The 26,321-nt window shown below is 38.3% G+C and carries 24 protein-coding genes and 1 other annotated feature; of the genes, 3 read left to right on the top strand and 21 right to left on the bottom strand.

Annotated elements, in window-relative coordinates; all coding sequences use genetic code 11:
* Positions 1 to 75: 75 nt before the first annotated feature.
* The 13 genes from ABE613_RS02640 to ABE613_RS02580 form a co-directional block, all read right to left on the bottom strand.
* Positions 76 to 5,352, bottom strand: coding sequence for a SpaA isopeptide-forming pilin-related protein (locus ABE613_RS02640; RefSeq protein ID WP_347375589.1), 5,277 nt, complete (start codon positions 5,350 to 5,352; stop codon positions 76 to 78).
* Positions 5,353 to 5,377: 25 nt separating this feature from the next.
* A complete protein-coding gene (gene lepB / locus ABE613_RS02635) occupies positions 5,378 to 5,959 on the bottom strand; it encodes a signal peptidase I (RefSeq protein ID WP_235234039.1) in 582 nt (193 codons plus the stop codon).
* A 17-nt stretch (positions 5,960 to 5,976) separates the two neighbouring features.
* Positions 5,977 to 6,648, bottom strand: a complete 672-nt coding sequence (locus ABE613_RS02630; protein ID WP_347375588.1) for a hypothetical protein — start codon at positions 6,646 to 6,648, stop codon at positions 5,977 to 5,979.
* A gap of 700 nt (positions 6,649 to 7,348) precedes the next feature.
* Complete coding sequence (locus ABE613_RS02625) at positions 7,349 to 7,900, bottom strand: hypothetical protein (RefSeq protein WP_235234043.1); 552 nt, start codon at positions 7,898 to 7,900, stop codon at positions 7,349 to 7,351.
* Between the two features lie 20 nt (positions 7,901 to 7,920).
* Entirely contained in the window at positions 7,921 to 8,190 is a 270-nt protein-coding gene (locus tag ABE613_RS02620; RefSeq protein WP_235234044.1) for a hypothetical protein, read from the bottom strand.
* Entirely contained in the window at positions 8,187 to 8,666 is a 480-nt protein-coding gene (locus tag ABE613_RS02615) for a hypothetical protein (RefSeq protein ID WP_347375587.1), read from the bottom strand. The genes ABE613_RS02620 and ABE613_RS02615 overlap by 4 nt, the downstream gene beginning before the upstream one ends.
* Positions 8,667 to 8,678: 12 nt before the next feature.
* Positions 8,679 to 8,788, bottom strand: a sequence feature (ribosomal protein L10 leader region).
* A gap of 391 nt (positions 8,789 to 9,179) precedes the next feature.
* The gene (locus tag ABE613_RS02610; RefSeq protein WP_235234216.1) at positions 9,180 to 10,316 is read right to left on the bottom strand and encodes an IS110 family RNA-guided transposase; all 1,137 of its coding nucleotides are present in this window, start codon (positions 10,314 to 10,316) and stop codon (positions 9,180 to 9,182) included.
* Positions 10,317 to 10,777: 461 nt separating this feature from the next.
* Positions 10,778 to 11,674 (bottom strand): Rpn family recombination-promoting nuclease/putative transposase, encoded by an 897-nt coding sequence (locus ABE613_RS02605; RefSeq protein WP_235234214.1) that lies wholly within the window; start codon positions 11,672 to 11,674, stop codon positions 10,778 to 10,780.
* Positions 11,675 to 12,356: 682 nt separating this feature from the next.
* Complete coding sequence (locus ABE613_RS02600; protein ID WP_235234206.1) at positions 12,357 to 12,911, bottom strand: hypothetical protein; 555 nt, start codon at positions 12,909 to 12,911, stop codon at positions 12,357 to 12,359.
* Positions 12,912 to 12,975: 64 nt separating this feature from the next.
* Positions 12,976 to 13,449: a hypothetical protein gene (locus tag ABE613_RS02595; protein WP_235234204.1), complete on the bottom strand. Its 474-nt coding sequence runs from the start codon at positions 13,447 to 13,449 to the stop codon at positions 12,976 to 12,978.
* Positions 13,446 to 13,718 (bottom strand): hypothetical protein, encoded by a 273-nt coding sequence (locus tag ABE613_RS02590; protein ID WP_235234202.1) that lies wholly within the window; start codon positions 13,716 to 13,718, stop codon positions 13,446 to 13,448. The genes ABE613_RS02595 and ABE613_RS02590 overlap by 4 nt, the downstream gene beginning before the upstream one ends.
* A 279-nt stretch (positions 13,719 to 13,997) precedes the next feature.
* Positions 13,998 to 14,870 (bottom strand): Rpn family recombination-promoting nuclease/putative transposase, encoded by an 873-nt coding sequence (locus ABE613_RS02585; protein WP_347375586.1) that lies wholly within the window; start codon positions 14,868 to 14,870, stop codon positions 13,998 to 14,000.
* Positions 14,871 to 15,160: 290 nt separating this feature from the next.
* The gene (locus tag ABE613_RS02580; protein ID WP_235234200.1) at positions 15,161 to 16,045 is read right to left on the bottom strand and encodes an Rpn family recombination-promoting nuclease/putative transposase; all 885 of its coding nucleotides are present in this window, start codon (positions 16,043 to 16,045) and stop codon (positions 15,161 to 15,163) included.
* 213 nt (positions 16,046 to 16,258) lie between these two features.
* Here ABE613_RS02580 and ABE613_RS02575 point away from each other — a divergent pair, with 213 nt between their 5' ends.
* Genes ABE613_RS02575 through ABE613_RS02565 form a run of 3 tightly spaced genes read left to right on the top strand, consistent with a single transcriptional unit; the run spans position 16,259 to position 18,464 of the window.
* Positions 16,259 to 16,627 (top strand): hypothetical protein, encoded by a 369-nt coding sequence (locus tag ABE613_RS02575; protein WP_347375585.1) that lies wholly within the window; start codon positions 16,259 to 16,261, stop codon positions 16,625 to 16,627.
* Complete coding sequence (locus ABE613_RS02570; RefSeq protein WP_347375584.1) at positions 16,585 to 17,268, top strand: serine/threonine protein kinase; 684 nt, start codon at positions 16,585 to 16,587, stop codon at positions 17,266 to 17,268. Before ABE613_RS02575 ends, ABE613_RS02570 begins: the two co-directional genes overlap by 43 nt.
* Before the next feature lie 2 nt (positions 17,269 to 17,270).
* Positions 17,271 to 18,464, top strand: a complete 1,194-nt coding sequence (locus ABE613_RS02565) for a hypothetical protein (RefSeq protein ID WP_347375583.1) — start codon at positions 17,271 to 17,273, stop codon at positions 18,462 to 18,464.
* A 10-nt stretch (positions 18,465 to 18,474) separates the two neighbouring features.
* On the opposite strand, the gene ABE613_RS02560 is transcribed toward ABE613_RS02565, so the two are convergent.
* From ABE613_RS02560 to ABE613_RS02525, 8 genes are all read right to left on the bottom strand, one after another.
* Complete coding sequence (locus tag ABE613_RS02560) at positions 18,475 to 19,140, bottom strand: hypothetical protein (protein ID WP_347375582.1); 666 nt, start codon at positions 19,138 to 19,140, stop codon at positions 18,475 to 18,477.
* Positions 19,141 to 19,754: 614 nt separating this feature from the next.
* Positions 19,755 to 20,087, bottom strand: coding sequence for a glycosyltransferase family 2 protein (locus ABE613_RS02555; RefSeq protein WP_347375581.1), 333 nt, complete (start codon positions 20,085 to 20,087; stop codon positions 19,755 to 19,757).
* Between the two features lie 210 nt (positions 20,088 to 20,297).
* Entirely contained in the window at positions 20,298 to 20,765 is a 468-nt protein-coding gene (locus tag ABE613_RS02550; protein WP_347375580.1) for a KdsC family phosphatase, read from the bottom strand.
* Between the two features lie 68 nt (positions 20,766 to 20,833).
* Positions 20,834 to 21,802: a glycosyltransferase gene (locus ABE613_RS02545; protein WP_347375579.1), complete on the bottom strand. Its 969-nt coding sequence runs from the start codon at positions 21,800 to 21,802 to the stop codon at positions 20,834 to 20,836.
* 38 nt (positions 21,803 to 21,840) lie between these two features.
* Positions 21,841 to 23,430 carry an aldolase catalytic domain-containing protein gene (locus tag ABE613_RS02540; protein WP_347375578.1) on the bottom strand — a complete coding sequence of 530 codons (1,590 nt, stop codon included), beginning with the start codon at positions 23,428 to 23,430 and terminating at the stop codon, positions 21,841 to 21,843.
* Between the two features lie 11 nt (positions 23,431 to 23,441).
* Positions 23,442 to 24,086 (bottom strand): acylneuraminate cytidylyltransferase family protein, encoded by a 645-nt coding sequence (locus tag ABE613_RS02535; protein WP_347375577.1) that lies wholly within the window; start codon positions 24,084 to 24,086, stop codon positions 23,442 to 23,444.
* Positions 24,087 to 24,101: 15 nt separating this feature from the next.
* Positions 24,102 to 25,166, bottom strand: a complete 1,065-nt coding sequence (locus ABE613_RS02530) for a glycosyltransferase family 2 protein (RefSeq protein ID WP_347375576.1) — start codon at positions 25,164 to 25,166, stop codon at positions 24,102 to 24,104.
* An 11-nt stretch (positions 25,167 to 25,177) separates the two neighbouring features.
* Positions 25,178 to 26,311: a glycosyltransferase gene (locus ABE613_RS02525; RefSeq protein ID WP_347375575.1), complete on the bottom strand. Its 1,134-nt coding sequence runs from the start codon at positions 26,309 to 26,311 to the stop codon at positions 25,178 to 25,180.
* Positions 26,312 to 26,321 lie beyond the last annotated feature (10 nt).

Genomic DNA, 26,321 nt, shown 5'->3' with positions numbered 1-26,321 from the left:
TTATATTTTGCTTTTAAGCAATATTATTTCTATCCGAATTCAATGCGGGCACAATCATTTGCCGCAAAAGGAGGCTTAACCTTCTGACCTCCTTCCTTTTTTGCACCTCATACTGAATCCATACAAAAGGCCGGCTGCAATAATAAGCAAACCTCCCATTGTAAACGGAAGAGTACCATCTCCACCTGTATCGGGGAGTGATGTGTAATGCACTTTGTTAGTTACGGTTACAGTAACAGGGGATTCTCCATCATTCGAAATCGTTATTTCAGGACCATTTGTATAAATAACATCAAAAGTCTTTTTATCTACCGTAGCTAACATATTATTTTTTATCGGCTGATCCGTATCATCCAACTCATATATGTAATAAGTCTTTCCCAACTCCAGATTTGTAAATTTTGCCTTGCCATCTTCAGGCGTCACACTATTGTTCTCATACGTGATTGTCCCTACCTGAAGTGGATCTCCATTAGCCGCTTCATTATCGTATATTCCAAAACGATAAGTACCATTTATTTTATTCACTGATCCATCATTCGCATCTTCAAACTTCTTTTCTACATAGGCTTCACCTTTATGATTCGCGATTTCGCAAGTATAAGTACTACTGTCGTAATGGATATCCACACCATCAGGATAATCCGGATATGTGCCATCTTCATCCGCTTTGGCCACTATGAAGTATCTCGGTGTACTATCCAGGACATAACCATCCGGCGCCGTAATTTCAGTAATTTGATAAACGGTGTTGTATTGCATCAATGGCTCTTTTCCGAATTTAAGTTTACCAGAATCATCTGTAGTGCCTGTCCAGATACGGGAGTCATCTGTCGATGGGGTAAATATACCATTTTCCATCGTTCCTTCTTGCATCGTAAATGTCGCCCCAGCCAAAACACTGGTTAGGTCATTCTGATCATATTTTACAATCTCAACAAATGGTGTCCCAGTACCTCCTGCGGTACCGCCTACAGAATAAGAGTAGTCCTTAATTTCCACGCTACTTCCGCCAGTTGTCGCATAACCTTCCCAGTAAGCATCATTTTTAATTGCTACTGTTGTATTTGGTGCCGCTTGCACTTTTGCCTTATAACTGATGGTCAATGGCTGATTATCCGGCACAGTGATTTTCAATATTTGTCCTTCTTGCGATGCAGTAAACTCTACTGTTTCCTGCGTCTTCGTATTAACTACTGCAATAGAAGTCGGATCCAATTTCAGAGTATCAGATAAAGTATCTACAACTGTAAGTGTATCTGTTCCTTCCAACAAATCTTCACCTAAAGGATTCACTTTAATGGTAAATGGAATAATACTTTCACCCTCTGTTGCCTCTTTTTCCATAGTTGAAGTAGATATCGCCACACCGTTCACATCTGAATCCAGTTCATTTCCGCCTTCCGTATACAAAATTGCCTTGTTATTAAAATCTTTGCTCTCGCCGCCAAGTAACACCTCCGGATCAGTTACCCTACAGACCACTTGAAAATCAACAGAATAAATATCCTCTTCCCCACCGGCGATCAGATAGGCGACCTCCCAACACACCTGATTACCATTAGTATAATAATAACTATCTAATGCATTTTCACCATCAAGTGCTTTATGCATAGTATGCTCAGTCCATTCAGGCCCAAGATCTGTAATCTGTATCATCTGTGCTCCAGGAGTTCCTCGCGCTTCAGAGCCACGCCATTTAATACGAGCATAGGCAATCTCCATGCCATCCGGTATCTGATCCACAATGCGATAACGTCCAGAGAGATCTCCGCCAAAATTGACTTTGACGGCCCATGAAACATAATACCCCGGCTCAGGCAGACATTCTTTGAAAACTGTTCCCCCATGGTCGCTGGTCTTCGTAACAATATTTTTTCCATCATAAGTGAAAGTTGTACCCAGCTCCTTCAGAATATTTGAACCACCATAAAGAATCTTACTTGCATTCCCCCGATCCTGCCAATCAGTACCATTGTCACTACTCTTTAAATAATTATTATAAGTCCAACTACCACGATTATTTGGAATAAATGCCGGCGCAAGTTTAACTATAATATACATAGAAGTCGTTTCTCCCAATGTAACTGTCTGGTTCATCTGAATTGTCAATTCACTGAAAGCATCTTCCCCGTTCAGATTTCTTGAATTAGACAATGTCGCTGTATAATAAGAATTATCAAGCGCTGTCAGAGTTCCTATTTTCAATGCTTCCGCCACATCACTGCAATCAGTAAGATCTGTACCATCCGGGAATGAACCAGTAAAAATGCCAACTAATGAATCGCTTCGAAAAAGCATAGCACTTTGATTGGTCGTATAATCCTGTAGATAGGTTCCGGCCTTAAAATCTGTTCCGTCCACTTTAATAGCCCAATATAAAGCACCGTTTGACCAACTTCCCTCCGAAGTTTTTGCCCCTTCATAATACCAGGCAGACTTATGTGCCTCAAAACTGTTGCCACCTTCTACTGTAACTTCAGCCGATGCTTCAATGCCTGTAAGAATGAATATAACATTATCCCCTATAATAATATCACCACTCAGTTGAAAGGTATTCGCTACAACGACCTGACTGACTCCTTCTATCTGTACAGGTTTCGCATAATAAGTCAGACGGTAGGCATATGTATTATTCGATATTCCTAACTGTTGTAGCGTAAAATTAAATGTCTGAGTTCCATCTACCTTAACCCAAATCGTTTCTTTCACTGCATCATTATCATCCGGATCGTAAGCTTCCACTTTGACATAGCCAACAAACTGCATATATTGATTACCCAATGTATCTTTCATAGAAGCTGATGTCACATCCCAGTCCCCCAGTTCATTAACCGTAACCGTGTAACAATAACTTCCGGCTGGTGCAGCAAAGCTATCTGGTGGAGAACTTTCTTTCACAGGAGTATCTCCGGTAGCGTCATAAACATTACCACTAATCGCTATATTTTCATCCGTTTCTAAAGGATCACCCACCAGCTTTTTTGCCCAATGGTCATACTGAATTGTCTTTGTATTATTATAAGCCTGCAGCCATTCATTTTTTCCATTTTTAGCATTATCCGAATATACTAATGCACGGTTTTTTACGCTTAACTTCTCCCCGCCGGACTTTCCGATTGCTTCCAATCCAACTCGAACCTGATACTGGATACAACGTACAGAACCTGGTTCCATATCCCCAACATAGGCGACAAAACCTTTTTTATCAGAATTCAATGCCGGATTATTGGGGATTTCTTCACTCTTCTCAAACTGAAGTTCTTCTCCTGTAGCTGTTTTATTACTGAAAAGTTTAAAAGAGTCATCTACATAGCTGATATACTGAAGACTATCTGCAAATGTGGCATGGGCAGTATTATTCAGGCTGTCTTCAATCCGAACATTTTCCAAAACAAATTTATTCGTAGATGCAGCCTCTATCCAAACTGTATAAGTAATAGTATAACTTCCATCTTCCTCATTCCGAATAGCTTCAGAAGCATTTTTCTTCATATTAAGAGTCGCTTTCGGTTCAAAATTAGCTGTATCCGTATCCCTTGGATTATCTTTTGAATAAACGTCCGCTTCATTAGAAATAACTTTATTCGTACTGTTTTGAATATAAGTATAGCCTTCCTCTAATTTCACTCGGTAAGTCAACGTCCGCACTTCGTTAGCCGCCATATTTCCAATTACCCATACCAACGAACCCGGTTCTTCTACAGAAGTAGTGTCTTTATAAATTGAACCATGAGCCATACCATCAGCAATGGTTTCACTGGGACTTCCGGTACTGTCAAGTGCAGTTTCCGTAGTACTCAAACCAACATAAGAAACATAGTTTCCATTTGCCGAAAAAGTATCCACCACTTTTACATCCGGGCAACCATCAATACCAGCAGTTACAGTTAGCGTATACTCCAGATAGTCTCCGTCCTCAGTTTTGATGATTTCCGGCTCTACAGACTTGACCACATCTACATTTCCATATTTAGAAATAATCTCTGATTCAAAATTAGCTTCAATTGTTACATCGCCAACTATAATTTCTGTTTTTCCTTCTTCGCCAACCTCCGAAAGATTAATCTGGCTTTCCACATAAAATGTTCCATCCAGAGTCGTATTTCCATCATTTTGCAACTCACGAAGCCAGGTTTCATCAAACGTTATAGTCAAAATATTATTCTCAACCGTAATCGTTCCGACTGTTTTACCACCACTTGTCACTTCACCATTTGCTACAGGATCTCTTAAAATTGAAGGAAGCGTATAAGTCAGCTTGCCACCATTACTCAGAAGAGTATCAAGTGGAACATCCTTATAAGTTACATCCAGCCTAAGATCTGCATCACCTGGGATAGTAGCGTCTTTTATTGTGAGCCAGTCGGATGTACCTCTCTTTCTATACTTTAACTCGGCGTCTGTGATATAAGGCGACACATCTATTGCCCCTGTTACTTCTTCCGCATTATCCAATCCGTCTGCTTCATCTTCCGAGAGCGCATCCACTCCATACGCTTCTGCCGTCACTAGCTCATTCTCTTCTGACTCTTCTTCCTCAGAAGCATCCTGTGCTGTATCCTTCTCTACATCATCTTTCGCTTTATCAGTATCTTTCTCTGTATCTGATCTTTCCGCATAACACTCCTCTGTATGCTGATGCTCCAAAACCTCTGTTTTTCCACAGGCTACCTTCCCCCCCTCCATACATTTATCTGTATGGGTATGAAGGATTACTTCCTCTTTTCCACAAATCAAAGTTTTTTCTGTTTTATAACACTCCGCCGTATGGGTGTGTCCGACACTTTCTTCTTTCTCACAACTCAACACCTTATCCCATTGGTAACAATCATCTGTGTGTTCGTGCTCCACTCTTTCACATATTAAATTACCCTCTTCAGCATAGCAGTCTTCACTGTGAGTGTGCTCTTCCTGTGTGCAGATCAAATCTGCTTTCTTGCTGATATAGCAGTCATCCTCATGAACATGACCTTCTGACTCCTCCTGTCCGCAGACAAGTTTTTTCTCCTCCTGGTAGCAGGAAGCTTGATGTTCATGTTCTTCCACCTCCGGAAGATCACAGAGCAATTTTCCAGACTGATCATAACAGTTCTCGTCATGTGTATGCACTACAAAATCTGCATAACCACAGATAAGATTTTGTTCGTTATCATAGCATTCTTTTGAATGTTGATGTATCTCCAGACCGCAATTCGTAGTCTTTTCCATCGTAATTGCCGGCAAGATCAACATATAAGTAGTAATAAAAATCACAACTGCTGCCATACAAGTAACAACTTTATACCATAATTTTTTTCTTTTATTTTTCTTTATGTATTTTTCAGCCTGCTTTCGCACTCTTTCAAACAAAACACTTCCTCCTTCCCATTTATTCTCAAATTTTCGTAAATCTCATTAATGGCCAGACTCTAAAAACAATTGTACCAACAATCTGTTCTTCGGAAACACATCCGACCATATTATTTCTTGAATCAACAGATACATTTCTATGGTCACCCATTACAAAATAACGCTCATCCGGAACTTGGTATGGTAATTCAATATTACAGTCCCCTAATGCCTTTTCGTTCAAATAAGGCTCGTCTAGCATCTCATTATTAACGAATACATTTCCTTCTTCATCAATATCTACCCAATCACCCGGACCGGCAATTACCCTTTTTACAAGAATTTTATTATTAAAATAAAAGGCAATAATATCACCCGTTTTCATATCAGATGACTTAACTGATACAACTATATCTCCCTCTTCCAGAGTCGGCGTCATAGATGTTCCATATATTTGCAGCACAGGAGTCCACAGTGTTGCAACCAAAACAGCAATCGCCGCAACAACTACCAGTGTATAAATCGTACTACGAAGCACACCAGCATAGCGATGCCTATACCTTTCACGCTTTAATTCCGCTTCCAATTGTTCAATTTCCGGTATCTGCAATTCTCGTTTATGTTTCATTTTATCCCCATTCAATCTCATCGAGCATCTGGAATCTTCCCGTACCCTATAATCCTTATATCCGTCAGATCATAAATTACATAGTTCACACTATCATCCGTATCCCCTTCAACGGTCTTTATCTTCGCACAAGAAACATCCGTAGCAGGTATCACTTCAGCAACTATTCCGACATGATCAGCAATTTCTCGGCTTGCTGGATCATTCATATCCAAAAAAATCAGATCACCAGATGTTGGTGTGTATTTACTGGCATCACGATAAATCCCATCTTTTCTCTTCCGGAGCTTTTGGACCCACTGATCGCACTCTGTCTCAAGAGGAAAACTTTTTACCTTTGCATAACTTAAACAAAATGATACAAATACAGCACTCCAGTCTTCATCATTGCTCTCAGTATATCCCACCTGACTCTCAGCAATCGCCAGCACATCCTCTGACCAGTCACCTGTCAGATCCACGTGCTCTGCCTCATTTTTCCATTCCTCTCTGAACTCTTTTTCCACATCAGAATTCTTTCTTGACATTACATACCAATCATTCGAATATAAATAAGCACATACACATAAAACGCCAAGTACGGCAAGCACAATCAAAACCTTTATTATCTTATCCCGACGAGCACGCTTTTGCTGCCATAATAGATATTCAGCAGCATACGATAAAATATCGTCGTTACGATTGTCCATATGCATATCCTCCGCGAGTCCATTTGCCTTTCTTAAATATCTTTAATTTATTTCAATCATCTATTCCTAAGTACATATAATTTTAATCTATGTTCCGCATAATATCAATATTTTTAGTAATAATTCTTATTTTTCTTTTCATAGATTTAACATTTTCCTGAACAGAATTTAACGTCTTTCATATCGTAATCTTATTACGATAAAAAAGGAGTTTTCTATATGAAAGAAAATACACTAAACAAATAATCAGTACCTTCTTAATAAAGCCACACCCCTCGCCTATGATTCTCGTTCGGTAAACTGGGAAAATTCATCCGAAGAGGCCACCGGTGAAACAAACTACATTATAATCCCCAGCTTTGACGAAATATCACTGGAAGCGGGAAGTGATCAGGCAAATATTACTCTGGCAAACCCTTCCGACAATACATGCAACTTCCAGTTTCAACTAATATTAGAAGATGACAGCGAAACCATTTACCTTTCTAAAATGGTCGCTCCCGGCTCGATTGTAATTGCTTCCATGATTTGTTTGATTTTCATAGGATTTCTCTGCCTACTAATTAATTGAATTTTGCCTGATTTGGCATTGATTTGTTACAGATTATTAGAACCCTGGGCTGTGAATTCACTTCACATGCCCAGAGTATTAATTGAAAATATTGTCATGCATATATCAAGTAATTTAAATTCGTTAGCATTAGGCATTAAGTTTCGGATAAATATCTTCCATAAATTCATCATAAATCGCAAACAATTCATCAATGCATTTCTTATATTGTTTTACCATTGCAATAATTTCATCAGATTTCTTTGCAACATCTTTGGAACTTCTTAGCTTTGCAAACTCTTTAGGCATCCGTATTAATTGTTTCCGATAAGTTTCATATTTAGGCCATACTTGAACTATTTGACTATAAGAGAAGTTTCTCAATTGTGTACTTAAGTGTTCTCTCAATATAATTCCTAAAATATCAGCACAATCAAAAAACGCACGAAAGATATGCCCAAGTGCTTTACTTAAATTGCTTTTTACGTATTCCTGATCTTCTTTATTCAGATCTTCTAAAGAAACGCTACACATACGAGAATATGCTCGAACAATATGTTCAAGAGAATCTCTTTGCTCCTTAATTGGTTGAATAAAAGAACTAAAATCGCTTTCTAATTCTTCTGATAAAATATACAATTCTTTTGTCGTATTATGAATAAAACTATAATCGTTCCAAAAATTTTTTATATAATCATCCATGAATACACCTGCAAATAATCTTATGGAAAATATATCGTTTTTTCTAATTCATATAATTCATCTACGGACTTTATTCGTCCCTGCCCCAATCGAACAGAACCACGTATCTTACTACTATATTTCTTTGAAACTGAACGAATTTTATCTATGTCATTAGTAAAAGGTGGCAAGGAAACATCTTCTATTGGTTGCGGCTCTTTTAAAACAATTTTCTTAAGATGATATAATGAAAAAACAATACCGCCTCCCAAAATAAATAACGGTAACATTATTATTATAAGCTGAATCATATAGTCCCCACCTCCCTTTTAATTTCTATAGATGAAATAACAAATACTATTAATCCCAAAACAATTAACACAAGTAATGTTGCTATGTTAATCCTCATATTTACTGCAACACCGACTCTTTCATTCCAATTTGGGCTAAAAAAAGATACTGTATATACAATTATCAATACAAACGTATACGCGATCAATATTGCGCCCATACCTTTTGAAAAAGTTTCATAACGTTGTTCCATAAAATATATTTCCAAAAAAAGCAGAAAACCTGTGCTAAAATTTATAAATAGAATACTCTGATCAGTCCAAAATAATTGTACTATATCAATATGTTGTTTTACTGTTAAAAATGTTCTAAGGCAATTATATACTACTGGTAATGCATTAATCATTATTCCCACAAACCACAAACCAGTAGTCGACAGAAATTGTTTCCAATTAATTTTTATTCTATTTTTTACTACTTTATGTACCGTACTCATTGTACATCTTCCTAAATTAACAAACTAGCCCGACCAAAAGGTCGGGCATAATCTCTCGCAATTCCTCGGTAGGACTTATGGCACTGCCCCCCTACTGTCTTCGGTAACAACGCATATATTATATTACATTTTTTCTCTATTTGCAAGCCTTTTCAAAAATTCTCCTTGTTGTTTCAAAAATTCTCCTTGTTGTTTATTTCAAAAATTTTTCTTCACTCCAGTCACATTTGTTTTTCTGACAGCATTGGAAAAGAGCTCTAGTTTAACAGTCCCCGGCAGTTGGCCACTCTGTTATTCGTGGATTGGTTGCCTACAGGCTAATGGTCCGCCGTTGAGTTCTACGATCTAAAAGCGTGGATCACAGTGTTTCATGTGCGCACATAGGGAGGCCGCAGATAACTCAGACCTTACAGTGACCACAGCTCTTTTCTAATACTGTCAGATTGTTTACTTGTTACCTTTGGCAGAAACAGCTGCAGTATGCTGCTTTTTCTGTTTGACTATGATATACATCTACACTACTTTTGTTTCAATATTATCTGTCATCATTCCCCATACAAAGCATGCTAGTTCTCTTGCTATTGCGGCTACTGCCACATTCCTTTTCTTGCCATGTCTTATAAATTTATAGTATCGACTCCGCAATCTCGTATTCGCCTTGTCGGCATACGCTATCACATCTGCCGTATTACCATTTTGTCTTGCCCTCAAATCTTTTGATTTATGTCCAACTGCTCCCTTGCATATTCCACCGGATGCTTCTATCAGCAGTTGTCTCAGATGACTGTTCCCTGCTTTCGTTATTCCCAGGCGGTGTATACTGTCAGAGCTTGAGTTTTCTCCCGGTGCAAGTCCCAGATATGCTGCATATTGGTTCCCTTTTGCAAATCTCTCAAAATCACCGGTTTCAACAATCAAAGATAATGCTGTATGTGTTTTGATTCCAAGGAAACATTCTAACCGCTTTACTTTTTCACGATATTTTATTTGAGCTGCGATTTCTTCGATTCGTTTATCAAATCGCTCAATCTTCGCCTCCTGCTCCTCGTATGAAGCCATATATTCATCCAGTGTTTCCCGATACAGTCTGTTGGTGATTTCCAGTTCTTTTATCCATTTTAAATGTGCCTGTGTCCACTTTCTCCCATCATAGCAGAATCCGTGTCTTATACAGAAAGCATTGATCTGTTGTTTGATTTTCTTCAGTGCCAGTTTATGATCATTTCTCATCCGAAGATATTCCTTCACAGAATCATCTTCTTCTGTCGGAATGTAAACAGCATGATATCCACCATACAATAAACACTGTGCTATCATATGTGCATCTCGCATATCTGTTTTTATTCTTACGCCCTGTTGAGTAAGCATTGTTGTTGGCGCAAGTATTACACATTTTATTCCAGCGGCTGTGAGCTGATTGTAAAGTGAATATCCAAGGCACCCTGCCTCATATCCACACTGGATATCATAATCATGGTTCAATCCAAGCTTTTGCTTTAGATTTTCGATAAACATCAAAATATTTTTATAATCCGATGTCACCTTAATCGTAGCAAATATGCGGTCTTCCTCGCCAATCACCGGCTCCATTGCGCATAATGTGTAATTTGTGGTATGGACATCCATTCCAATTTTTAGTATTCTTTTCATATGAGTGATCTCCTTTTGTATGCGGTAATTCCTGTTACCTTTGTTCTTATCAAACTCTAGTATACAGGTAAACCCACGTTGCTACAAATGTGAGGTCACTTCATATTATCTAAAAAACCTTAGATTTTTTAGAGTAATTATCTCACAAAAACTAGCAAGTGGCATGGTACCGGCTATTTACCATTTACAAGAAATACTATAGCTTTCGCAGATCTCGAACAGCAATACTGGCAAGCTCTTTCCATCTTCATCGACTGCTAAGATCCCAATAAATAGTATATTTATCTTCTATTCTACTACAATAATTTGATTTATTTTTATAGGATTCCTCTGCTCTTCTTAATCTGATATTTTGCCTGATTCGGCCTGATTTGTGCTACAGTCACCAGATGCTGCAAAGCACTGCGCCCTGCAACATCCGGTCATAGATATGATTGATATTAATTATAAGAAATTACATTTTACATCTTTTTCAAAAACTCATCCAAGGATTCGGATCTTGCGGCTAATCTGTGCCATTTCTTCAACGTTTCCAGATCTTTTTCACTTGTGATTCTGTTTCGAAGTTCATCCGGAATCTCGCCCAGATCATTCATTAGTTCTAATAACATTTCTAAAACAGCTTCCGTTTTTCCTTCTGCTATTCCTTCTGCTTTTCCTTCTGCTATTCCTTCTGCCTTTCCCTCTGCGCGTTCATCCCTCAACATCTCTTCAAAGATCATAAAACGCTCCTCCATTTCACGATTGGATTTGATTCTGCGTATCGTATTCTGAAGCTTTTCTACAAAATCATCCTCAAAATCTGTTTCGCTTTCGCTCAGGTCAGCTTTCACAAAGTTCAGGAAACTTACAAGTTCTCCTGGTACTTCCCTGTCATTCTCTCCTCTGGTACTCAGGAAGATACTTTTACACCCGTCCTGCAGCTGTGCTCCCGGTTCTTCCTCACATTGTTTTGTAAATGTATACCGGTACTTTTTCTTTCCAAACGGATCGAAGTCACAGATAAAAATCACATACACTTCCGGCAGTTCCGTATAATCGCTGCCACTTAGCAGCAGCTCCATGTCAATCTGCCCGTGATAATATCGTACCCTTTTCCCTAGTTCTGCTTTCTTTGCGACCTGCATCTCCACGTTATAACGAGTGTTATGTTCATTTTTCGCATAGACATCCAATCGAACACCTTTATATTCCGGGTGATAGACGATACTCTTTTCTTTACTCACTTCCACCCGCTCGATGGGAAAACCTAACGCAAGTTCCAGAAATCTTTTACAGTTTTCTTCCTCCATCATCACTGCGCCAAACATGAAATTGTCCTTGAGCGTAAGCTCTTTTAGTTGCTTCTTTCGCTTCATATATATCCTCCACATTGCAGAGGAATCCTATGAATAGATTGTAGCATATTGCTTTAAGAAATACTATATCTATTACAATCCCAGGATCTATGGAAAACTCATTTTAGCATTAGGCCCAATCCTAATCAACGCGGACAGTCCACTAGTTATTTCATCTATGACGAAACCGGCACTCCCATATATATTGCCAAATTTTTTGATTTTTTCAAGAACATCTCTATTCCTCCCAGTATCGATGTTCATTCTTGTCAACACCCCAAAGATGTCATTACTCGCTGATGCAGATGACTTTATGGGCGATATCGGCAGTGTCTCAGACATGTTTTATTATCAGAAACGTTCTTTTACACGATATGTACAAGTTTGTTTGGAAGAGGATATTGGATTCCCCAGAATATTCGCAGTAAAGGAGAATCTTTTAATTCACTCACACTTTTATGGTCTATTAATAGAGGAGGCGATAAACGGAATCACGCTTGAAGACTATTTGAAATCTTCCATTTCCAATGACGATAGAACCACTTTTGCGATAGATTTCTTATTCAAAATGTCAGTAAATGATATTGAGCGTTTACGATGAATCCATTGCCATCCTCAAGAAATACTTTGAGATATTGAAAAAAACTGACCGGTCACAGGGTATCTCCTGCGACCGGCCAGTTGTTAAGCCAACAGTACAAAATTACTGATTGCGCACGTCAATATTGAATGTAATAAATCCTTCATAAGTTCCGGCAGCAATTCCGTCATAGTTATCTGCTTTAATTACTCTGCCAATTGAAGCAGTTCCATCTGTCACTTTTTCATTTCCATAGAAACTTACTAACAGATCGCCAATCTTATAAGCATCGGACGGTCTGGTGCTGTATTTACTTCCATAAACACCATATGTAGCTTCATCTGTTCCGCTGCTCAGAGCGAATTTTCCTGTTGTAGTTCCATATCCTGCATCTGCAATGCTCACACTGACTTTTTTCCCATCCGGAATGGCATTCAAGCTATCCTCATTCATAGTAAATGTAAGCTGTGCAGGATCAGCAGAAGTAATATTTACTGTTGATGGAATACCAACCGTAAAAGTTGGTGCAGGATTTTCCTTTACAAGGGAAACCGTTGTCTGCCCATTTGCGTTATTTCCTTCTTCTACAGATACATCTGCTGCTGCAACATTCAGTGCATTTCCCATAATCGTGGCACAGATAAGTCCAATTGCTGCAAATTTCTTTAAATTCCTCATTTTTGAATCCTCCTTCAGTTCATTTCATTTTTATTTTCTATATATAAACCCTTTTTGGGGAATATTAAGATACAATTAAATTCGTAGAAACAATGGCATTATTCAGCGGATTCTGTTCCTCAATCGAATAAGTATCAATGCGGATATCCAGCTTATACGTTCCACTTATCATCTTTTGGTTCAGTTTTACTTCTTCCAACGCACGTCCCGGTTCTATCAGGTCAGATTGATAGATTTCCTCACCCGTCTCATTCAATATAAAAGTATATGTAAAGTAACATTCATTCTCTTTTGGGTTAACCAGAACCATGTCTATCGAATCAGCCCCGTCATCCATATAAATATCACTGTAATAAGGAATCTGTATATCAGCACTTTCATCCACACTTTCCAGATTCTGATTCCATTTCACAGTATTTTTTTCCATTTTCAGACCACCGGACAATGTATTTTTCCTTGCCAGGAAAAAACCTCCGGCAGCAATCAAAATTACAATTGCAATGATTGTTCCGATAAGCCAAATCTTGTTCTTCTTCAAACTTCTTCCTCCGATTTTATTTTTTTCACCTTTCTTCCGCATACAACAGCCGCTGTCAACAGGGGAACCAGATATACTGCCGTGTGATTCTCATCTCTAGTCTTGATGGAGCCAATCCTCTGCCCCTTCTCTTTGACCGAATTATCCTGTTGTTCCGCCTTATGTAAAATCACTTTTGTCGTCCCCGCCTGTACCTGCAGTATCTGAAAATTTACACAGCAAACCATCAATAATGAGATGCATATATATCTAAGGATTTTTTTATTCACAATTTTTCTTCCTTTCCACTGCTGCGTTTCAATATGGTATTTATTTAATCACTCATTTGTAAAATCCACTATCCTGAAACTGTTAAATTATCGCTAAGCCCCCGACAAATAGTATATTTACCTTCGATTTATATTTATAGAATTCCTCTGCGCTTCTAATGCTGATATTTCGCCTGAATCGGCCTGATTCGTGTTACAGTCACCAGATGCCGCAAAGCACTGACACCCTGCAACATCCGGTCATAGATATGATTGATATTAATTATAAGAAATTACTTTTTACATCTTTTCCAAAAACTCATCCAAGGATTCGGATCTTGCGGCTAATCTGTGCCACTTCTTCAACGTTTCCAGATCTTTTTCACTCGTAATCCTGTTCCGAAGTTCATCCGGGATCTCGCCCAGATTGCTCATTAGTTCTAATAACATTTCTAAAACAGCTTCTGCTTTTCCTTCTGCTTTTCCTTCTGCCTTTCCCTCTGCGCGTTCATCCCTCAACATCTCTTCAAAGATCATAAAACGCTCCTCCATTTCACGATTGGATTTGATTCTGCGTATTGTATTCTGAAGCTTTTCTACAAAATCATCCTCAAAATCTGTTTCACTTTCGCTCAGGTCAGCTTTCACAAAATTCAGGAAACTTACAAGTTCTCCTGGCACTTCTCTGTCATTCTCTCCTCTGGTACTCAGGAAGATACTTTTACACCCTTCCTGCAGCTGTGCTCCCGGTTCTTCCTCACATTGTTTTGTAAATGTATACCGGTACTTTTTCTTTCCAAACGGATCGAAGTCACAGATAAAAATCACATACACTTCCGGCAGTTCCGTATAATCGCTGCCGCTTAGCAGCAGCTCCATGTCAATCTGCCCGTGGTAATATCGTACCCTTTTCCCTAGTTCTGCTTTCTTTGCGACCTGCATCTCCACGTTATAACGAGTGTTATGTTCGTTCTTGGCGTAGACATCCAATCGAACACCTTTATATTCCGGGTGATAGACAATACTCTTTTCTTTACTCACTTCCACCCGCTCGATGGGAAAACCTAACGCAAGTTCCAGAAATCTTTTACAGTTTTCTTCCTCCATCATCACTGCGCCAAACATGAAATTGTCCTTGAGCGTAAGCTCTTTTAGTTGCTTCTTTCGCTTCATATATATCCTCCACACTGCAGAGGAATCCTATGAATAGATTGTAGCATATTACTTTAAGAAATACTATAGCTTTCGCAGACCTCGAACAGCAATACTGGCAAGCTCTTTCCACACTATATAATTTAAGCATTTAATACAGCAACTTAATATAGGATTCCTCCGCACCTCTTAAACTGATATTTTGCCTGATTCGGCCTGATTTGTGTTACAGTCACCAGATGCTGCAAAGCACTGCGCCCTACAGCATCCAGTCATAGATATGATTGATATTAATTATAAGAAATTACATATTACATCTTTTCCAAAAACTCATCTAAGGATTCGGATCTTGCGGCTAATCTGTGCCACTTCTTCAACGTTTCCAGATCTTTTTCACTCGTAATCCTGTTCCGAAGTTCATCCGGGATCTCGCCCAGATCCTTCATTAGTTCTAATAACATTTCTAAAACAGCTTCCGTTTTTCCTTCTGCTTTTCCTTCTGCTATTCCTTCTGCCTTTCCCTCTGCGCGTTCATCCCTCAACATCTCTTCAAAGATCATAAAACGCTCCTCCATTTCACGATTGGATTTGATTCTGCGTATCGTATTCTGAAGCTTTTCTACAAAATCATCCTCAAAATCTGTTTCACTTTCGCTCAGGTCAGCTTTCACAAAGTTCAGGAAACTTACAAGTTCTCCTGGTACTTCCCTGTCATTCTCTCCTCTGGTACTCAGGAAGATACTTTTACACCCTTCCTGCAGCTGTGCTCCCGGTTCTTCCTCACATTGTTTTGTAAATGTATACCGGTATTTTTTCTTCCCAAACGGATCGAAGTCACAGATAAAAATCACATACACTTCCGGCAGTTCCGTATAATCGCTGCCGCTTAGCAACAGCTCCATGTCAATCTGTCCGTGGTAATATCGTACTCTTTTCCCTAGTTCTGCTTTCTTTGCGACTTGCATCTCCACGTTATAACGAGTGTTATGTTCATTTTTCGCATAGACATCCAATCGAACACCTTTATATTCCGGGTGATAGACGATACTCTTTTCTTTACTCACTTCCACCCGCTCGATGGGAAAACCTAACGCAAGTTCCAGAAATCTTTTACAGTTTTCTTCCTCCATCATCACTGCGCCAAACATGAAATTGTCCTTGAGCGTAAGCTCTTTTAGTTGCTTCTTTCGCTTCATATATATCCTCCACACTGCAGAGGAATCCTATGAATAGATTGTAGCATATTACTTTAAGAAATACTATATCTTCCAACACCAACTTTCTTCTTACTTTTACATATTGCATTCTTATAAACCAACATGTTATCATAATTATAACAATTCTTACGGTTTCTTAATTCTCTGTGTTGAAATTATATCATTGCGTTTATTTTGCAAAGGATGTGACGTATGACACAAATCAAAGAAATTCAACATCTATTACAATCCCAGAATCTATGGGAAACTCATTTTAGCATTAGGCCCAATCCTAATCAACGCGGGCAATCAACTAGTTATTTCATCTATGACGAAACCGGCACTCCCATATATATTGCCAAATTTTTTGATTTTTTCAAGAACATCTCTATTCCTCCCAGTATCGATGTTCATTCTTATCAACAACCAGAAGATGTCATTGATCAACTCGCTGATGCAGATGACTTTATGGACGATATCGGCAGTGTCTCAGACATGTTTTATTATCAGAAACGTTCTTTTACACGATATGTACAAGTTTGTTTGAAGAGGATATTGGATTCCCCAGAATATTCGCGGTAAAGGAGAATCTTTTAATTCACTCACACTTTTATGGTCTATTAATAGAAGAGGCGATAAACGGAATCACGCTTGAAGACTATTTGAAATCATCCATTTCAAGTAACAATAGAACCACTTTTGCGATAGATTTCTTATTCAAAATGTCCAACATCATAGAGAAGTTTGTAAAAAATGGGATTGTACACCGCGACCTTTCTCCCGACAACATTATGATAAGCAATCATCAATTTGTTGTGATCGATCCAGGAGTGGTGAAAATTATCAGCAGAAACACCACAGAACTTGGATATGTCATGGGAAAGCGTGCATACGCCTCTCCTGAACAGTATTGGGGACATGCTGTATATGCAGACTTTACCAGTGATCTGTACTCACTTGGATTAATCGCTTTTGAGATCGTGTCTGGAATAAATCCACTGGCATATTATATTGCCAAGAATCCAGCTCACCCGCATGAAGATATCATACACAAATTCGACCGAGAATTAGAGGACATCTTTTTCAAGCACATTGATGAATCAGAGACCAATCAACAATTATTTATTATCATTCGGAAATTATTACAGCCAGATAAAGCTTATCGTTTTAGTGATGTCTCCAGTTTTCAAGAGGCAATGAACGTATTAAAGGAGGGAATATAACCATGACAAAATTATTGGCTCAACACGGCACCGCAAAAGGGAAGAAGATGGATAACGCCATCACCAATCAATACTTATCCGGTGTAATATTCTCTCCAAGAGAAGAAAATCTTGAATCCATTAAAAAATATTATAACAACAGCTCTTTCCTATCACCTGAAACTACATTTCTTGATCCTCAACTATATTATTCCACTTTTGAGGGTAAGATATTTAAGCATCTAGAAGAAGGCATCTGCTACCCAAAGAATATCACACGGCGTGACTGGAGAAAGCAGACCCCTGAGCTAATGAATTACCTGGATATGCATGCAGAAAACTCTGCACTTCTTTCAGATTCTCTAATCACTCCGGGATTCTTTATTCAAAATCTGGATTGGCACTTTGATTATTCTATTGACATATATGAATATTGCTATGAAACTTACGCCTTTGAAAAATATTATTTAAACTTACTAATTTCCAATAATTTCTTTCATAGTAAATCAGATGTTGATGAGATGATTGAAGATCTTATCGATAATATCGACCATAAAGAGGGAATATATTTCTCAATTTGTCATGAAAAGACAGAAGAAAAAGACTATGAATATATGGATGCCCAGAACCTGGCAAATATTCTATATTTTATCTATTCGCTTAGAAATGCCGGTTTTGATATTATGGTTGGATATACCTTTTTAAATTCCATATTATTCGCCATGCTTGACTGTGAGTATGTGGCAAGCGGCTGGTTCAATAATATCCGAAAATTCAGCAGAGACCGTTTTGAGGAAATCGAAAGCACAGGACGAAGGAAGAAACGATACACCAGTCTTCCACTTCTCACTTATATTACTTTCGATAACCTTAATATAATTAGCGAAACGATTGATATCAAAGAATTACTTTCAGATTGTGACATTGACGAATACATGGTTGAAGACCAAGATACTATATCTTTCGTAGATCTCGAACAGCAATACTGGCAAGCTCTTTCCATCTTCATCGACAAGGTAAATCTCTGCCATAGCTTACCACAAAAAATATCATTTGTATTATCCGAGATCGCTTATGCCAAAGAATTGTACAATGAGATTCTCGATTCACTATCTGATGACCGAGAGACTTATAATCGGATCAAAGCAGGATCCAAACATCTAGACTCCTGGATCATGGCCATTGAGACCTTCAAAAAACGAATCTCCTTAATCTAAGAAGAAGCCGCTACAATGCGGCTTCTTCATTATAAGCTTCACTTGATATCACAAGATTCATCAGACGAATATATGGCTTCATAGACTCATTCTTTCGTGGTCTGATATACACCTTTACCTTCTCCTGTGAGACTCCAATCAATCCCAGATTAAAGGAAACTAACGTCTCACCATGCTTCTTTGCAATGTTCTCAGCAACATCCATCGGAAAAACCATATAACTATAATCTACATACTCTTTATTCATTCTCGCCTGGTACAGCGCTTTGCTATAGTCTGTCAGTTTTGCTTCGTATCCTGTAATAATAACCTTCGGAAATACAAAATCAACATTCCTACGATAATTATTACCCTCCCGAATGACCAGCTTCTCCCTTATCATCTCCGACATTGCTTTATGAAAAGTAGATTCACTCACACCCAGACCGACAAATAACTTCTCCTTTGACAGCAATCTCTTATTCTTAAGACGCATAAATATCTTAGCACAAGACGGTTTACTAAGAACTTGACACTGTTCCTTCGAAAATGGCAATGCGGTGTTACTTATCTCAACTAAATCAATATTACCCCAGCGGATCTTCATCTCATCAATCAGTAAGGTGCTCCTTCTAGATGCGTGTATTTTCCGAAATGTATCCACAAGGTCCTTTTCATAGCGGAATATCTTATTCATGGGAACACCTCCTTCTATGTGTCCTTAGTTACCTCTACTATAAATCATTCTTCTCTCTATTAATCCTAATAGTCCAGTAATACTCTTTATAATATATGACATCCCTACACATATAGCAAACATGAAAATGTAAATAAGCGGTGGATATACCATACGATATACTAAATTGTTAAAAATATACGCATAAAAGAACATATGTATTAGCCAGATATTCAAAGAATGCTCTCCCATAAACACAAAAAACCGGGATATCTTTCCATTCAATGTATCTAATCCAACCGCTGCACAACCTACCGTAACCATCGCAAATATTGGTGCTAGAATTAACGATTCTTCTATTGCATGGACAGCGATACAGCCTACGAGAATTATAACAACCCCTACTCTCCTTTGTGTGACTGTAAATTTTTCCGCTAAACTGCGCAAAATAGTAATAACCTTGAGTCGGTAACACAACATTCCTATAATATATGGCAATAGTGTTTATTGTCTACTTAAAATACCAACTATTGCAGAGGGCAATCCCAAAAGTTGCATGAGGATTTTCCCTATTATTGCAGATGTGTTTGGTATTTCTCTAAGGCCACAGTAAATACTGTAGTTTTAGAGAAATATCAAAACATCCTGATGTTGTCAATATTACTCTTTATAACGAACATCCTTGCAATATACTTTCCTTTTACTGCTTCTAAACATTTATTAAGTGTATAGTTTAGTCCCCTGTTTTTCTCATTTTTAAGTAATACTATTTTGTTCTGATATACGGAAGCATACCACTCCGCAACATGATATGTATTATCATTTGAACCATCATCACACATAATCAATTCCCAGTCGGTAAATGTTTGATTCAAAATACTTTCTATTGATTCAGGAAGTGTCTCAGCGCAATTATAAATCCCCATTATGATAGAAATTGTTGGAGAATTATTTCCATTAACATCCATATCAACCATTCAACTCCTATAGTTACAAACATGATTAAACGAAAATGTTTCCTTTAACCCCAGCCAGTTTTCATCTTTTTCACTGAGATTTAGTTTTGTTCCATCATACAAATGATATTCTGCTCCATCGGCAATTCCCTGACATTCACCAGTCAACTGCCGTCAAAACCAGAAGGAAGAACTTATATCCCTCATTCTTTTACATAGAGATTATTCTATCGTTAAAATCCACTCAACAAATTCCCGAACTGCGCCTCTGCCCCCCTTTTTTTGACAAACATATTTCACAGTATGTTTTACATTATCTACTGCGTCATTCGGACAACCTGTAATATAACAATAATTAATACATGTCAAATCATTTACGTCATCACCAATATAGGCAATTTCCTCTGGCTTACATTGCATTTTTTCTGCAATAATTTTCAACTGTACCAGTTTATCACTAACACCTTGATACAACTCTGTGATTTTCAGCTCCTTTGCGCGTTCCTTTACAATGTCAGAATTTCTTCCCGTAATAATAACAGGAATAATATTATTTTCTGGAAGAAGATGCGCAATCGCATAACCGTCCTTTACGTCGAAGGCTTTCATTACTTCCCCCCTGTCACCGATATAAATTTTTCCATCTGTAAGTGTCCCATCTACATCCATTACTAACATTTTTATTTTCATAGTCTTTCTTCGCTCTTTATTTATCTTTTATATATAGAATTTCATACATCCAGAATTTATAAAACCAGCTAAAATCCTCGTCCAGTGAGATTTCGCAGCTTACAGCCCAACCAAAAATTTTTCCGTAGAATTTGATACCAAAACTTCGAACCTCCAGTCAACGCTGTCACTTCATCATGCTGTAGCTTACAAAGATTGACATACCGGTCTATTTGCTCTTTTGCTATTTTCTTCTCTTGATTCACAAGAAACCTCAATGTCATCTGTCCGGCATAGACACAGGAAAAATATAAATTAATCTTTGCTTCCTCTTTTAGTTTTGGAAAATAGCATTCCAAATATTCCTGCCTTCTGATTTTCGCCTCCAACGCATCTAATCGTTTTAGATTGAATCCCGCTCCCATTATGCTACCGCTCCGCTGGAAATAATTATAAAGAATATCTGATATTTTCACTACTTTTTTGGCTCGTCCAAATATCTGATACGTCCAAAACTCATCCTCATTTATCTTACCTTTAGGAAAAGTAATATTTCCAATCATTTCCCGCCGATAGATTTTGTTCCAAACATATTGATGAAGCTGACCATCTTGAATTAGCTGCCTTAAAGCTTGCTCTGTATTAAAAACTGTCAATTGAGAATGACCTGTCTGAGTACATGGTTCTCCAAACGTGTAATAAACTTCACATTCACATATATCCGCATCTGCCTCCTGAAGACTTTCCAAAAGTTTTTCCAGATATTGAGGTGACACCCAATCATCACTATCTACAAAACAAATATAATCGCCCCGGGCCGCCCCAAGACCAGCATTCCGTGCAACAGACAGCCCGCCATTTTCTTTGTGAATTACCTGGATACGCGAATCCATTGCTCCATACCGATCACAAATTTCACCACAGAGATCCGGCGAACCGTCATCAACAAGAATCAGTTCAAAATTTGAAAAGGTTTGACCAATAATAGAGTCAACACAGCGAGATAAAAACGGCTCAACTTTATAAACAGGTACTATGATGCTGATTAAAGGTTCCATTATACTCCCCCTTTGTTACATCCATTGACTGATTCAAATTATTCCTCATATAATGACTTTGTTAAAAACGTAACCGGAATTGTAGTACGCAGCCGTTTTACGTAAGAACCAAAATACTCATTACGCTGTTTAGCCTGTTCTTCTGTGACCGGATGTCTCATGGTCATATCATAGTAATTCTGATTGATATCCACTGAAAATCCGTCAAAACCTGCAAGCAACAGTTCAGACGCACCACAGGCAGTCATTAACTTTAATGCGACAATTCCCGATGAATCTTGAACGCCATTTTCCACGGTAATCCACTTCTGATAGTCAATGACCAGAGTATTGTCCTTCGTCTCCGCATCACAAATACCATTAGTAACAATAATATTTTTCCCATCCGCCTGCGCTTTATGGAATGCATCCAGTCTTGTTGTCAGCACGAAGTCAGTATCGAAACATTCAAAACTATTCAGACTAACGCTCACCACATCGGGATCTGACAGAAGTTCCTGTATAACCGTCTTCCCCTCCAACAGTCGTTTGCCCGGTGCAATCAAAAGAACCCTCTTTCCACGAAGCCTCTGCGTCAATTTTTGAATCGCCGGATCATCATCTTGATGACGACGAGCATTATAAGAAAGATATAACTGCTCAGCATATTCCTTGTCGAAGGAAATCTTCTTTTCTTCTGCAATCAAACTCAGTAACTCTGCAACTTGTTCCACAGGCAGCATATGTTTCCTATAAAAATGCCCAGCATAACTCGGAGTACAATGGTTCACAGAAGACAGATAATACTCAATGGAATATCCCCAATAATGCTCTGCGCGGATGGTATTTAAAACTTTATCAATGACTTCCAGCAGAGGCGCAATTTGGTATTGTTTATTGTAATAGAGATTCAAATGTTCCAAAAACAACTCTGTATTCAAATTGCCAGCGCCCTTCCCCATTCCCAGAACAGCGCCGTCAATTATCACATCTCTATCACTGAAGAACCGAAGCAGTGTAACAGCGTTGGAATAGGAAAGCTGCAGATTGTTGTGAGAGTGAAATCCCATCGTCATTTCAGGGCGAAGATTGTGATCCACTAAATGAACGATCCGATTCAAATCATTCATGCGCATTTCTCCAAAACTATCAACTACATAAAATGCAGTTGCATCTGCCAGTTCCGTGTTCACAACATCCAGCAATTCCAACAATTCCTTATCGGAATAACGCATAATCGTCATGGGTTGAATAAAAAGCTTGTACCCCTTCTGCAATACTTTTTTTGCAAGCGGAACCATGTTCAGCCTGTCTTTTTTATGAAACGCAATCCGCAGACCATCAATACCGGTACCGTCATACGGTGCTAATGTTTCAGGATCGAATTTTCCAAAATCAAACATGGCAACATAGGTAATTCCAGGCTTTTTATGTTTCAAAAAATGCTCCGTAATAACCTTCTCATTACAATACTGAGTTCTCCCCTGATCAGAACCTTTTTTAGCATCAAGATATCCCAGCTCAATGACATCTACACCAGACTTTTCCAGACCGTTCAAAATCTGTTCCATATAAGCCTGTCCAAAATTAAAATCAATAACACATCCGCCATCTCGAAGCGTTACATCCAATACTTTAATTGAATTCATCATTTTCTCCCTTACAAATCAGCATTTACCATAGCCTCCGCCAAACGAAAGTCCTCCGGATTATTAATATCTACAGCCTCTTTAAAAGAAACTTCCTTAATAAACGGTCTTTTCCCAATTCTTCGATGACAGTTTTCAAAAACCTCTCTGGTAAAAACATATACTCCGGAAGTTTCCCGATAAATAGGATCCAGATCCTGGCTGCGCGGTACATTTGCCGCATCAAAATTCAGGGGTTCTCCATTCTTCCACAAAAAGTCCTGGATCTTTACCGCACAAAATGCAGAGTCATATTTACCGCTTTTCACAGCCTGAATACACTCTTTCATCGTCTTCTGTGTAACAAACGGAGCAGTAGCATGGACATAAACATAAATATCCGCAGGCACCGTGTTAGAAAAAGCAGAGAAAATCTGTGTAAAATTAGACGTAGGCAGATCCAACTCTACAGGCCGTTTCAAAAAATGAATGTCCGCAGGTAGATATGGACATACAGCTTCATCACTACAATACACATAAATTTCATCTGCAAGGCCAGTCTGCTGTATCGCAAGAAGTTGATGCTGCAGCAGCGGTTTCCCGCCAAGGTTCATGGTATTTTTACCCGGAAGCCGTTCATTGTTTAATTTAATTGGCATAATTGCAACTGTTTTCATAATTAGTACCTCGTATTAAATTCCATGCCCATCCGAGTAGGCATCAAGTTTCAAAATGTGATAAACATATACTCTAAAAAGTCTTGCATAAGCATTCAGTCCATATAATATTTTACTATGCGAAAACAGTAACATGCGGTTACGCTGGATTACATCTAAAGAAGATAAATTTGAATATGCTTCTCGGTTATCCCTGATCATTTTCTGAAGAGAATTTAGAAAATCCCTATTTTTTCTAAAAGAAAAATGAACATAAATTGGATCTACAAAACTCCACGGATACTGAATCGCATAGGTCAAACACTCATCCAAATACTTATACTCCGACCGTGCAGCACATTTCAAAAGATAATCCCCCGCAAAAACACGATCCGGACTGCACTTTATAGAATTCACCTGTTGATTAACAATACTATTCTTTCTCTGGCGATAGTAATACAGCGGCGTATCTAAATATGCCACCGTACCGCCCCCCTCCCTTAGTAAATCACCTGCAAAAATAATATCTTCATGTAGCCGTCCCGGCATAAATCGGATCTTGTCAAAAACAGATCGGTGAAACAGCCTGTTACAGACACCCATTTCAATGGGTCCTGCCATCTGATGTCTCAAAAAATCATCTTTAGTCATCACTGATACATCAGCATTATCAAAGATAATATTATTTTTAACCTGAGGGTTGTCTCCATCCACAAATCTAACAACCTTACAAGCAGCTATTTTGCAATTAGTAGACTGAACAGCCTTCAACAGTATCTCACAATAATTTGGTAATAAAATATCATCACTGTCAATAAAACAAAGGTATTCACCATTTGCCTGACCAATGCCAGCATTTCGCGCGACAGAAAGTCCTGCATTGTCTTGATGTATCACCCGGACACGACTGTCTGTCCTCGCATAATCGTCGCATATCTCAGGGCAGTGATCCGGACTACCATCGTCCACTAGGATCAGTTCAAAATCCGAATAAGTTTGTCCCAAAATACTGTCCACACAACGACATAAATATAGCTCTACATTATATACTGGGACTATTATACTAATTACGACACGGCCATACTTCATATTTTTTTTCATCTTACTTCTCTTCATTCAGCCATAAGTTTAAAAAACTCTTCTTCTATTTCCCTTGTCATTCTCTGTCCATCAAAAAATGAACCTCGTCTCTCTGCACCTAATTTGGCTTTTTCATAGATAGCAGGATTTTCCAACATGCAACGAATACCTTCTTCCAAACTTTGATCATCCCTGCCCGTTATAATACCACAAAACTCCTCACCAAATAGTTCTCCTACAGACGGTGCCGAAGATACCACAGGAATCCCCAAAAGCAACGCCTCCATTGCGACAATTCCCATTCCTTCTGTATAAGAAGAACAGATCAAAAATTTGCTATGCGCAATATAAGGATATGGATTTCTCTGGTATCCCACCATAATAACACTATCTTCCGCATGAATTTCTTGAATCAGACTTGTCAACCGTTCCTTTTCTCGACCGTCTCCTACAATTATAAGTCGATGAGACACCCCATCCTCAACAAGTCTTTTATGAATGCAAATCAATCGTGCAAAACCTTTTTCCTCAACAAGCCTCCCTACAGCGCAAATCAATGGTAAATCATTCGGTAATAATACTTTATCGTATGAACGAATACGAATGTTATTACTATTCAACGGATTAAAATGTACACTAACATTGTTGGTAATACCAGTAATTTCACAAAATGATTTCCGAGCCCTCTCCGATACACAGATAATGCGATCAAATCTTTGGATCAATGGCAATGTTTCCATGATATTTTTACAAAACTTTGGATCCGTTTCCATATCCCCATGAATGAATTTAACAGTCTTTGCTTCTCCTGCAAAACACATCTGTTGCATAAACCACAGACCATAAGATACAATGATATCAAAGTTTTCATTCAAACATATTGTTAACAAGTCTTCACCATTATGATCCATTGCTTTTTTAACTCTTATTCTTTTATACAGGTTATGCAACTTTACAAAAGGATTTTGAGATTGCTTCTGAAAAGACCAAGGCGAATGAATATCTATTCCAGCATCCCGAAATCTTTGTTCCCAAACACCACCCTCAAACTGTACTAAAACCGTGATTTTATATTTTGTCTTGTCCATCTGAGTGACTAAATCAAACAATGCCTGCTCTGCACCACCGCAAACAAGTTGACTATGAATAAATAATATTTTTATCATACACTTCTCC

Origin of the sequence: Dorea chungnamensis (genome assembly GCF_039832125.1) — a bacterium.
Lineage (GTDB): Bacteria > Bacillota > Clostridia > Lachnospirales > Lachnospiraceae > JAFBIX01.
The sequence above is the reverse complement of the archived record's forward strand: the minus strand, read 5'-3'. Positions and strand labels throughout refer to the sequence as shown.

Coding starts and splice junctions, on each gene's coding strand:
- ABE613_RS02535 (WP_347375577.1), bottom strand. CDS start 24,086: ATGAAAACAGTTGCAATTATGCCAATTAAATTAAACAATGAACGGCTT.
- ABE613_RS02630 (WP_347375588.1), bottom strand. CDS start 6,648: ATGGACAATCGTAACGACGATATTTTATCGTATGCTGCTGAATATCTA.
- ABE613_RS02600 (WP_235234206.1), bottom strand. CDS start 12,911: ATGAGGAATTTAAAGAAATTTGCAGCAATTGGACTTATCTGTGCCACG.
- ABE613_RS02575 (WP_347375585.1), top strand. CDS start 16,259: ATGACACAAATCAAAGAAATTCAACATCTATTACAATCCCAGAATCTA.
- ABE613_RS02560 (WP_347375582.1), bottom strand. CDS start 19,140: ATGAATAAGATATTCCGCTATGAAAAGGACCTTGTGGATACATTTCGG.
- ABE613_RS02540 (WP_347375578.1), bottom strand. CDS start 23,430: ATGAATTCAATTAAAGTATTGGATGTAACGCTTCGAGATGGCGGATGT.
- ABE613_RS02625 (WP_235234043.1), bottom strand. CDS start 7,900: ATGGATGATTATATAAAAAATTTTTGGAACGATTATAGTTTTATTCAT.
- ABE613_RS02615 (WP_347375587.1), bottom strand. CDS start 8,666: ATGAGTACGGTACATAAAGTAGTAAAAAATAGAATAAAAATTAATTGG.
- ABE613_RS02610 (WP_235234216.1), bottom strand. CDS start 10,316: ATGAAAAGAATACTAAAAATTGGAATGGATGTCCATACCACAAATTAC.
- ABE613_RS02550 (WP_347375580.1), bottom strand. CDS start 20,765: ATGAAAATAAAAATGTTAGTAATGGATGTAGATGGGACACTTACAGAT.
- ABE613_RS02620 (WP_235234044.1), bottom strand. CDS start 8,190: ATGATTCAGCTTATAATAATAATGTTACCGTTATTTATTTTGGGAGGC.
- ABE613_RS02580 (WP_235234200.1), bottom strand. CDS start 16,045: ATGAAGCGAAAGAAGCAACTAAAAGAGCTTACGCTCAAGGACAATTTC.
- ABE613_RS02555 (WP_347375581.1), bottom strand. CDS start 20,087: ATGGATGTTAATGGAAATAATTCTCCAACAATTTCTATCATAATGGGG.
- ABE613_RS02525 (WP_347375575.1), bottom strand. CDS start 26,311: ATGATAAAAATATTATTTATTCATAGTCAACTTGTTTGCGGTGGTGCA.
- ABE613_RS02605 (WP_235234214.1), bottom strand. CDS start 11,674: ATGAAGCGAAAGAAGCAACTAAAAGAGCTTACGCTCAAGGACAATTTC.
- ABE613_RS02565 (WP_347375583.1), top strand. CDS start 17,271: ATGACAAAATTATTGGCTCAACACGGCACCGCAAAAGGGAAGAAGATG.
- ABE613_RS02530 (WP_347375576.1), bottom strand. CDS start 25,166: ATGAAAAAAAATATGAAGTATGGCCGTGTCGTAATTAGTATAATAGTC.
- lepB (WP_235234039.1), bottom strand. CDS start 5,959: ATGAAACATAAACGAGAATTGCAGATACCGGAAATTGAACAATTGGAA.
- ABE613_RS02545 (WP_347375579.1), bottom strand. CDS start 21,802: ATGGAACCTTTAATCAGCATCATAGTACCTGTTTATAAAGTTGAGCCG.
- ABE613_RS02585 (WP_347375586.1), bottom strand. CDS start 14,870: ATGAAGCGAAAGAAGCAACTAAAAGAGCTTACGCTCAAGGACAATTTC.